Annotated in this window: 10 protein-coding genes; all 10 read left to right on the top strand. The window is 32.4% G+C overall.

Annotated features, from left to right (window positions below; genetic code table 11):
- Positions 1–153 precede the first annotated feature (153 nt).
- The 10 genes from E1J38_RS14815 (at position 154) to E1J38_RS14765 (ending at position 9,429) form a co-directional block, all read left to right on the top strand.
- Entirely contained in the window at positions 154–696 is a 543-nt protein-coding gene (locus E1J38_RS14815; RefSeq protein WP_133357610.1) for a hypothetical protein, read from the top strand.
- A 156-nt stretch (positions 697–852) separates the two neighbouring features.
- Positions 853–1,353, top strand: a complete 501-nt coding sequence (locus tag E1J38_RS14810) for a hypothetical protein (protein WP_133357611.1) — start codon at positions 853–855, stop codon at positions 1,351–1,353.
- A 140-nt stretch (positions 1,354–1,493) separates the two neighbouring features.
- Positions 1,494–2,075, top strand: a complete 582-nt coding sequence (locus E1J38_RS14805) for a porin family protein (RefSeq protein ID WP_133357612.1) — start codon at positions 1,494–1,496, stop codon at positions 2,073–2,075.
- Between the two features lie 356 nt (positions 2,076–2,431).
- The gene (locus tag E1J38_RS14800) at positions 2,432–2,635 is read left to right on the top strand and encodes a hypothetical protein (RefSeq protein WP_133357613.1); all 204 of its coding nucleotides are present in this window, start codon (positions 2,432–2,434) and stop codon (positions 2,633–2,635) included.
- 443 nt (positions 2,636–3,078) lie between these two features.
- Positions 3,079–3,483, top strand: coding sequence for a hypothetical protein (locus tag E1J38_RS14795; protein ID WP_108423416.1), 405 nt, complete (start codon positions 3,079–3,081; stop codon positions 3,481–3,483).
- Between the two features lie 473 nt (positions 3,484–3,956).
- Positions 3,957–4,547, top strand: coding sequence for a hypothetical protein (locus E1J38_RS15130; protein WP_186525879.1), 591 nt, complete (start codon positions 3,957–3,959; stop codon positions 4,545–4,547).
- 489 nt (positions 4,548–5,036) lie between these two features.
- Positions 5,037–5,513 (top strand): hypothetical protein, encoded by a 477-nt coding sequence (locus tag E1J38_RS14785; protein ID WP_133357632.1) that lies wholly within the window; start codon positions 5,037–5,039, stop codon positions 5,511–5,513.
- A 166-nt stretch (positions 5,514–5,679) separates the two neighbouring features.
- A complete protein-coding gene (locus E1J38_RS14775) occupies positions 5,680–6,534 on the top strand; it encodes a hypothetical protein (RefSeq protein ID WP_133357631.1) in 855 nt (284 codons plus the stop codon).
- A gap of 264 nt (positions 6,535–6,798) precedes the next feature.
- Positions 6,799–7,137: a hypothetical protein gene (locus E1J38_RS14770; RefSeq protein ID WP_133357630.1), complete on the top strand. Its 339-nt coding sequence runs from the start codon at positions 6,799–6,801 to the stop codon at positions 7,135–7,137.
- Positions 7,138–8,937: 1,800 nt separating this feature from the next.
- Complete coding sequence (locus tag E1J38_RS14765; protein ID WP_133357633.1) at positions 8,938–9,429, top strand: hypothetical protein; 492 nt, start codon at positions 8,938–8,940, stop codon at positions 9,427–9,429.
- Positions 9,430–9,682 lie beyond the last annotated feature (253 nt).

Genomic DNA, 9,682 nt, shown 5'->3' with positions numbered 1-9,682 from the left:
AAACAACGAAATGGCAACACCGTATAAAAAAAATTGCTAGTTTTAGCTAAACCAAAGTTAGTTGCCCGTTTGCTAGCTTCTGATTTTCCTTCGGAAAATCCTCGCACACAAACACGCAACTTTCCTTATACATAAACGTTGTACACCATTTGAATGAAACTACAGACCATAATAAAAATTTTAGTTTTAGTACCACTTTTCTCTTTTGCCCAACAAAGTGAAAACTACTTAGAACTTATGAATAATCTAGTACCAATTGATTCTAGTAAAATAGAAACTAGTTTTAATAATGGAAAGCCCAAGTATATAGGAACTACGACATACTATGAATATATGGATAAGGAATATGCTTTTCTGACAGGTAAGCATATTAGATATTATAAAAACGGCTCAAGAACAGAAGGTGTTTACAATTCGTGGGGAACAGTTTTGACGAATAAATATTTTGACAAAAATGGAACTCTAATTTCCGACTCTAAAACAATAACTTTAGACACAAGCGCAAAGAATTTACAAGAATTTGAAGATTCCGACAAACATATAACCTTTGTAATTAAATCTAATGATTATAAATATTCTTCCGACCTAAATAAATGGTATTTATACTTGGAAAGCGAACATACAAATGGAAAAAAAAGTGGAACTTGGAATTATTACCTTCCAAATGGAGAATTAAAGAAAGAAAAAAAACAATAAAAAACGGTGTACAACACCGTATAAAAATAATTGCGGTTTAGTGCTAAAACAAAGGTAGTTCCGTGTTTGCTACATCTGATTTTCCTTCGGAAAATCCTCGCACGCAAACCCGCAACTATTCTTATACATAAACGTTGTGCTTCATTATGACAAAATATGTGGTTTAAAAGAAAAAATAATGAAATAGAACTTTTTGATAATCCAACAGTCAATGAATTGGAGACGAATGTTGCAAATTCCTTGGGAATTAAAATTTATTCGGGCAATAAAGATATACTAAGAAAATTAACTAAAGAAGAAATTGAGCTAAGCAAAATCAAATCGAATACATTATTGAGTTATTTCACAAACAATTATGCGGAACTACTTGCATTTACGATTAGGGCATATGGAAATAACACAAAGATTGACGATGGTGAGGAATATCCGAAAGGAGAGGAAATTCTAGATAGCGAAAAGCCTAAAACAATAGAAATATGTGGACCTGCAATTGGATTTGGAATTACACACGCAATTTACTTTCACTTCTTACATAATGACCTGAATGTTCAACTTTCAGATTATTTAAAAAAGCGAAGAATCCCATTCTCTAATCGTCTCTTAACTCGATTGACCAAATATTATTATGAAATAAAAACGAAGCACAACAAAGTATAAAATTAATTGCTGGTAAAAGCCTACTTACGAAAGTCCTCGCGGACTTTCTATCCGTGATTTATTTGCTAACTTTAGTGCTTAAACCACGCAACTAATCTTATACAACAACGTTACCCAACATTTGACAAAACAACAAACTTATGAATATTAAAAAACTGACTTTAATACTTTTTGTCCTTATTTCCACAAATTTAATAGCCCAAAACGAAATAAAATTTGGAGCAAAAGCTGGAACTAATTTCTCTGGATTCCATACAGGGAAAAGTGCTGGAACTAACATTATTGGAATTAATATTGGTGGAATGGCTGAATATGAATTGAGCGATTCATTTTCTATCCAAGCTGAGTTGCTTTATAACTCAAGAGGAGGAAAAGTTCTTGGAGACGGAACAAATCCAAATGATTTCGGTTTCGATGCCAAATTAAGTTATTTGGATATCCCAATACAAGGAAAATTTTACTTCATTAAAAAAATGAGTTTTGACTTTGGAACTCAATTTGGGTTTTTAATTAATGAAAAAGCGGAGCTTCATTCTGGAGAAGAAGTTGAGCTTATTGGAACTAAAAGTTTTGACTTTTCAATAAATGGAGGAATTAGCTATAGATTTGAGAACAATTTAACTATTCAGACAAGGTACAACTTTGGATTAACTGAAATATTTGAAAATGAGAGATATAAAAATTCAATGATTAGTTTATCTCTCGGATATTATTTTAATTAAAAAACGTTGGGTAACAACGTGTAAAAATAATTGCTTGGTTCTTGCCTACTCGGAAAATCCTTCGGATTTTCCTTTGGTTCGTTCCATTTTTAGTAAGTCAGTTGCTTAAACACGCAACTATCCTTACACAAACCGTTGCCATTCATTGAGGAACGCACTCTGAACGGAAAAATCGGAATTGAAAAATATCTGATTTTTGACAAATGAAACGCTGAATTAATTATACGGAATCTGAACTGAAAACGAAAAAACGAAATGTGTGCGGAATTTAACAAATTGCGAAATTGCTTACTCAATCGGAATTGAAGAAGTTTGCGAAATTGAATAACTGAACCCTGAATTGAAAAAAATAATTTATGAATAATAACATTAAACAAATCATAAAATCAAGTTTAATTGGTGGATTTATATTCGCTAGTATAATGGCAGTAGATAATTATTATGGCGGTCAAGAATTTGAGATATGGAAATTCCTAAAGAATATTTTAATTTTTGGAATAGTTACGGGATTGTTAAATAACTACAATCAAAAACAATTGAAAAAGGAAAATAAGAATTGATTAGTGAAAAGTTAAATAAAAAAAACAACGAAATGGCAACACCGTATATAAAAAATTGCTGGTTTTAGCTTAACCAATGTGAGTTGCTTTGTTTGCTAGCTTCTGATTTTCCTTCGGAAAATCCTCGCACACAAACACGCAACTTTCCATATACCAACACGTTGTGTGCAAGCTGAAAACCGAGAATAATTGAGAAAACCGATTTACATAATTACCTTGATTTTACTAATAATCGGAATTCCATTATTTGAATTTATGGCTTTTAATTCAATGGTAAGTTTAAAGTACGAAACACGTGAATTGACAGATTGTATCTCACTCGTTTCAGGAATTGACTTATGCAAAGCAATAAGAACCTTTCACATTTTGGCAATTCTTTGTGGACTGACATTTATTGGACTTTTGATTTATAGAAAACGGATTTTAAAAACGGCTGAAAAATTATGATTTCAATTCTCTTGTTAATTCCGTGGATAATATTTGGATTTAAAAATCCGAGTAAAAATTTCATTGGACTTAATCAAACAAAAAAGTCGCTGACTTTACTTTTAGGAATTGAAATCGCCTTTTTTCTAGTTCTCTACTTGACTTTACCAGAACCGACTTCAAAAATTGCTGGACTTCAAAGTTTTTCGTGGAATTATTTTATGTTGTACTACGCAAAAGGAATTGTCCCAACTTGGTTAATTGGAGAATCTATCAACGGAAATTTGGGAGACAAAATTGACTTAAATTATCAATGGATATATTTAATTGTAAGTTTAATAATGGACTATTTGATTTTATTAATAATAAGTCCGAGAATAAAAATATTGTGGAATAAAAAGCCAGCACACAACAACGTGTAAGCGCAATAACGGCTGAATTTCCTTTCGGAAATTCAACTTGTTTTGCTAAATTAGGTGCTTCAGCGGAAAGTACTCGCGCACTTTCCCGTTACTGACGCTTACACAAAACCGATGATAGCACATTCGCCAAAGGCGAACTTTAATCTGCGCTGCTTCGCAGACAATGCATCTTAAAGCATGTGCTATCATCTGCAGGGTTAAACCAAATTACTACTAAAACCTATCCTAAAAATATCGCCTTCTGCGGGCTTCGAGCCAAAACGTGCGANTTCTCGAATTCCCAAGCCAATAAATTCTACAATTTACGCTTCGCTTTCGCGAAGCTAATTGACAATCAATAATTAGAGAGTATATGGAAGTCCTTTTCTCTAATTATTGCTCAAGAATTTATTATCTTTTCATTCTCTAAGCAGAACTACGTTTAACCCTGCAGTTGTAAGGCATTAGGAAAATCTCAATTTGACAAAATTCAAATGAAAAAAACCATTATTTATTTTTCTCTTATTGCTTTTTTATGTTGCAAAAACAAGAAAGATAATAATGAGATTTTAACTTCAATCGAACTAAAAGAACGATTTGAAACCAATCCCCTTTATAAAACTGAACCAATTGCTTTTTTATTAAATAATTCTGATTTGAACGATTCAATTCCGTTTAATCTTGTAATTGATACCAAAGACTCTATTTCTGATTTTGGAATGTCTTTTTACAAATTTGATTTATTTAATACACAAACGGACTATTATATCGGATATAAAAATGATACGATTTTCACGTTACGCCAGAAAAACAATTTACCTTTTTCCCCTCAGCCTTTTCTGATTTTTAAAGACAATTCAAATTATGCTTTCGGTTTTACCCTCGCCGAATATTATGTAAGTAGTGAATTTAATAATAATGATATTTTTTCTTTCAAATTTAGAAAGATTGAAGAATATAACGATGTTTTGACTTCTCAATCAAATGAAAATTTTGATATTTTACAGATAAAAGCTTCTAAAAGAAATGGAATAATTGGAATTGAAGTATTGGATAAAAGGAATAAAACGAAATATAAAAAATAACGCCTTACAACATTGGCTATAAGTAATTGCTTGTTCTCACCTACTTCTGAAAATCCTGGCGGATTTTCAGTTTGGAGTGTACTTGCAAAGTTAAGTGCTAAACCACGCAACTACTCATAGCCGAGACCGATGATAGCACATTCGCCAAAGGCGAACTTTAATCTGCGCTGCTTCGCAGACAATGCATCTTAAAGCATGTGCTATCATCTGCAGGGTTAAACCAAATTACTACTAAAACCTATCCTAAAAATATCGCCTTCTGCGGGCTTCGAGCCAAAACGTGCGACATCGTNCTGCTTCTCGAATTCCCAAGCCAATAAATTCTACAATTTACGCTTCGCTTTCGCGAAGCTAATTGACAATCAATAATTAGAGAGTATATGGAAGTCCTTTTCTCTAATTATTGCTCAAGAATTTATTATCTTTTCATTCTCTAAGCAGAACTACGTTTAACCCTGCAGTTGTAAGTAATTTTGACCCCAATTCAAATTGAGAGAATTTAAAATAAAAGGAGGATTTCATAGTGGACTAAAAGTTCAAGAAAATAATGACCTGATTTTATTATCAGAAGTCGATAAAAATTGGCCTAAATCTGACTTAATAAATATTTATGACAGACAAAAAAAATTAGTCGTCTCAATAAAACATATCAGCCGACTTTTTAAAAACGAATTCCAGATTGTTGACCAAAATCTTGACATTAAATTCATCAATCAGTCTGCTAGAAATGGAACAGTTGAATTAATTAATGGCACAGTATTAAAATTTAGATACAGCTTGACGAAATTAATAACAAACCCTTACCTGAAAATATTCTACAGTGATAAAGAAATCGGAATATTAAACAATAAGAAAATAGGTCTTGAACTAAATTACAACCTAACGATTGACAATGAGTACATAAGCTATTTAAATTATATTCTGACTTATATACTTGTTACGGAATCCAATAAGGATTATGATTAAAAAAACTACTTACAACACCGGCTATAGTTCATTGCTTCTGACTTTCCTCTCGGAAAGTCCTCGCAAATTTGCTATCTTAGGTTTACGGCGGAAAATCCTCGCGGATTTTCACGCAACGAAACCATAGCCAAACCGTTGTAAAACATTTTGACCAACCATTAACCTAATGAAAGAATTTATTTCAAACTTTTTCAAAATATCAAATGAACGATTGAAAAATCCGCTTCTATTTTCATTTTTACTTTCGTGGATTGCATTTAACTGGCGACCTATTTTCACACTCTTGCTTTCGGACAAAGAAATAGAAAACCGAATTACTTATATATCTGAAAATTTTAACGAAATAGAATATACACTCTACTATCCATTAATTTTTAGTATTGGTTATGTTCTGGCGTTACCTTATTTGACTTGGCTAATTGAGGTTTTAGCACAATTTGCTAAGATTGGAAGAAAACGAAATCTAATAAGCGAACAATTATCTGACTTGAGAGATAAGCAAAAAATTGCGCGAGAAGAATATAAATATGAACAAGAAAGAGCAGGAAATGCAGAATTATCTCAAATGAACTCAAAAATTGAGGAACTGACTCATTCAAATACAGAAAAAGATAAAACCATTGAAAGACTAAAAATTGACTTGACTGAATCTAGGAAAGAACTTAGAAAACTTGAGCAGTATATTAGTTTAGAAAATCCAGATGAAACTGAATTGAATGACGAAATAAAAAAGGAACTTGATAAAGAATATGAGGAGTTCTTAAAAACCGAAGTTTCGACTTATTTCGAGGAAATCGGTTCAGAAATAAGTCAATTTAAGTCTATACCAAAAAACACAGATGAAATTGTAATAGAAAAACTAATATATAGTGGGTTGATTAAACGAATAGATGACGAAGAAAACCAAAGAAGATATTATGTATTAACTAAAAAAGGGAAACATTTTTGGAGAAATTATGTCTTATCTAAGAAAATAATGACCAAAGAAGAATTAGATAAATTAGATGAATTACCTTTTTAAAAAACGTTTTACAACAATGTATAACCGCAATTACGGCGGATTCGACTGCGTCCGAATCCACTCGGAATTGCGAAAGCCTGTGCTTAACCGAAAATAAACGCATATTAACCCGTAACTGACGGTTATACGAGAACGTTGCCTGTAATAGCGGAACAACATACTGATGAGTCAAAAATCAGAGAATAAATACAGTTTGAATATTTTAAAATATCTGAAAACAACGAAGAAATATTATCTAATAATTACTTGATTTAAAAGAATATTATGGAAGACACATTTAGCGGAATAATTACTTTTCTGATTCTATTACTTATTATATTTTTTCTTTGGTTTATTCCAATTTGGTATGGTCTAAAATGGGCGAAAATTAAAAAAGTTTCCAAACTTTGGATGTTGTTTGGAATTCACCCAATGACTGGATGGATTGCCTATTTAATCTTGAGGTATGGAATTGACCCAAGAAAACAATGTGCGAAATGTAAAGAATCTATTAAGATTGAAGCTGAAATCTGTCGTTATTGTGGAAATCAAATGAGTAAAGAAGATATAAACTTTGCAATAAAAGAATTTGAAAAAAGAAAAAATAGCAGAATCGCAGAATAGTCAAAAAAAGAATATGGCTGAGTTTATTGATATAAATAAGAGATAAAAAAATATAATTCAAACAGAAAAACTACTACAGGCAACAATGTATAACCGCAATTACGGCGGATTCGACTACGTCCGAATCCACTCGGAATTGCTAACGCCAGTTCTTAACTGAAAAACATTAACTTTAATCCCGTAACTGACGGTTATACGAGACCGATGATAGCACATTCGCCAAAGGCGAACTTTAATCTGCGCTGCTTCGCAGACAATGCATCTTAAAGCATGTGCTATCATCTGCAGGGTTAAACCAAATTACTACTAAAACCTATCCTAAAAATATCGCCTTCTGCGGGCTTCGAGNTGCTTCTCGAATTCCCAAGCCAATAAATTCTACAATTTACGCTTCGCTTTCGCGAAGCTAATTGACAATCAATAATTAGAGAGTATATGGAAGTCCTTTTCTCTAATTATTGCTCAAGAATTTATTATCTTTTCATTCTCTAAGCAGAACTACGTTTAACCCTGCAGTTAGGCGCAAGTATAAGAGGACGAGATTCTAACGTGTTAAAATTGAGAAGATTTAGTTTGTGATTTTTGGAGAAAAAACGGAGAAATAATCTGAAAAGATGAAAAGCTCAAGTTTCTATTTCTTGAAAAATGTCAAAATCAAAATATCTTTTTAAAGATTGAGTTTTTCACTTCTATTGCTTCTGTTTTTCTTCTGTTCAAATTGACGAAAAAAAGAATTCAAATTGAGTTTCCAGCCTTTTGATTTTCAATAACTAAACAAGTGAAATTTTCAATTTAAATGTCATTTACGAATTTCTTTCGTTTCAACTGACGGAAAAGACGAAACAACTGAAATTTTGAATTCTTGATTTTCACAGAAAACAAAATCCTGAATTTTAACTGCCTGACTGAGTTTTCGAAAGGACGACTTCCGTTTTTTTCGCAAGTAATTTAGGAAAACAGGAGAAAAGATGATCTGAAGAATTCAAACTAAAATGACTTTTGAAAAATCGCAATAAAAATCTAAAGTCGAAAAACTCATTTTTGGACAACTTTTTAAAGAGAAAACTCTCTGAAAAACAGAGAATTCATAAATTCACTCACTTTTAAATACCAGCGCCTAACAATGGCTATAAAACATAGGGTTTTCGGCAAGTTGGTTCGCTTCTCTTCTACTTTCTTAGTAGTTTTCGGTGGACTGTTACGAAGGTTTCTATTCCCTCCGTTTCATAGCCGGAACGATGATAGCACATTCGCCAAAGGCGAACTTTAATCTGCGCTGCTTCGCAGACAATGCATCTTAAAGCATGTGCTATCATCTGCAGGGTTAAACCAAATTACTACTAAAACCTATCCTAAAAATATCGCCTTCTGCGGGCTTCGAGCCAAAACGTGCGACATCGTCGGTTNCTTCTCGAATTCCCAAGCCAATAAATTCTACAATTTACGCTTCGCTTTCGCGAAGCTAATTGACAATCAATAATTAGAGAGTATATGGAAGTCCTTTTCTCTAATTATTGCTCAAGAATTTATTATCTTTTCATTCTCTAAGCAGAACTACGTTTAACCCTGCAGTTGTGTTTAATTTAAAAGAGAGCCAGACGTGGGAAAACGACGTGCGGAATTAATATGAAAACAAAATACCTAACAGAAGCCCACAGGAAGAACTCCGAAGCGGCAATGAAGCAAATAGCCGAATGGCAGAAGTATCCGCCCACATTAGAAGAAGCCTTGAAAAAGCAAAGGGAGAGAGAAAAACAAAGCCATTAAAAAGGAATAAGCAAAAAATCAATTATTTAAACAATGAGTGAATTTAAAAAAGCAGACGGATATTTGAACGAAAAGAACTCTAATGCAACAGCAACGGAAAAATTAGATGCCGTTCTGAATTGGCTTAATGACAATAGAGAAAAGGCGTATCATTATGGATATGGACTTCCGAGAAATTACAAAAAACCTAAAAAAGACACTTATTTATCTAGTCAAGATGTATTAAACGTTTTAGATAAATTAGAAAGAGATAAAATGGTTAGAATGACAATAATGGGAATTGGTAACGGAAATCAAAACTCGGCTGAACATTATTGTATTAGTTTGGACGGAGAAGTACTTTTGCAAGACGGCGGATATACTCAAAAGTTAATAGACGAGCGAACGAAAAAAGATAAAGTAGCGCAGGATTTAAAATTCACAAAACTTAAAGATACTATACTGACTATTTTTTCAGTTGTGGCAGGAGTATCGACGCTTGGGCTTCTGATTCTCGGGGTTTTGGAATACGTCTGCGGAAATTAAGAATAAAAAGTTTTATATTTAAAAAAATGAATATAGCAACAAGAACTGCTAAAATAGAAATCCAAACAACTATAAAAATATCAACACCCGACATCTGAAAAAAAAACTAAACACAACACCGTGTCCTATGAAAAGCACTAGCCTAGTTCTCCAAAGTTAATATTTTATTTTTAATTATCTCATAATGATGATTCTGTGGTGTTGGAATGTTGATAATTCCGATAGGATTATCAATATTTCAACAGCCTTTAAA

This window comes from Seonamhaeicola sediminis (assembly GCF_004358095.2).
In the GTDB taxonomy this organism is placed as follows: Bacteria; Bacteroidota; Bacteroidia; order Flavobacteriales; family Flavobacteriaceae; genus Seonamhaeicola; species Seonamhaeicola sediminis.
The sequence above is the reverse complement of the archived record's forward strand: the minus strand, read 5'-3'. Positions and strand labels throughout refer to the sequence as shown.

Coding starts and splice junctions, on each gene's coding strand:
- E1J38_RS14800 (WP_133357613.1), top strand. CDS start 2,432: ATGAATAATAACATTAAACAAATCATAAAATCAAGTTTAATTGGTGGA.
- E1J38_RS14815 (WP_133357610.1), top strand. CDS start 154: ATGAAACTACAGACCATAATAAAAATTTTAGTTTTAGTACCACTTTTC.
- E1J38_RS14810 (WP_133357611.1), top strand. CDS start 853: ATGTGGTTTAAAAGAAAAAATAATGAAATAGAACTTTTTGATAATCCA.
- E1J38_RS15130 (WP_186525879.1), top strand. CDS start 3,957: ATGAAAAAAACCATTATTTATTTTTCTCTTATTGCTTTTTTATGTTGC.
- E1J38_RS14770 (WP_133357630.1), top strand. CDS start 6,799: ATGGAAGACACATTTAGCGGAATAATTACTTTTCTGATTCTATTACTT.
- E1J38_RS14765 (WP_133357633.1), top strand. CDS start 8,938: ATGAGTGAATTTAAAAAAGCAGACGGATATTTGAACGAAAAGAACTCT.
- E1J38_RS14795 (WP_108423416.1), top strand. CDS start 3,079: ATGATTTCAATTCTCTTGTTAATTCCGTGGATAATATTTGGATTTAAA.
- E1J38_RS14775 (WP_133357631.1), top strand. CDS start 5,680: ATGAAAGAATTTATTTCAAACTTTTTCAAAATATCAAATGAACGATTG.
- E1J38_RS14805 (WP_133357612.1), top strand. CDS start 1,494: ATGAATATTAAAAAACTGACTTTAATACTTTTTGTCCTTATTTCCACA.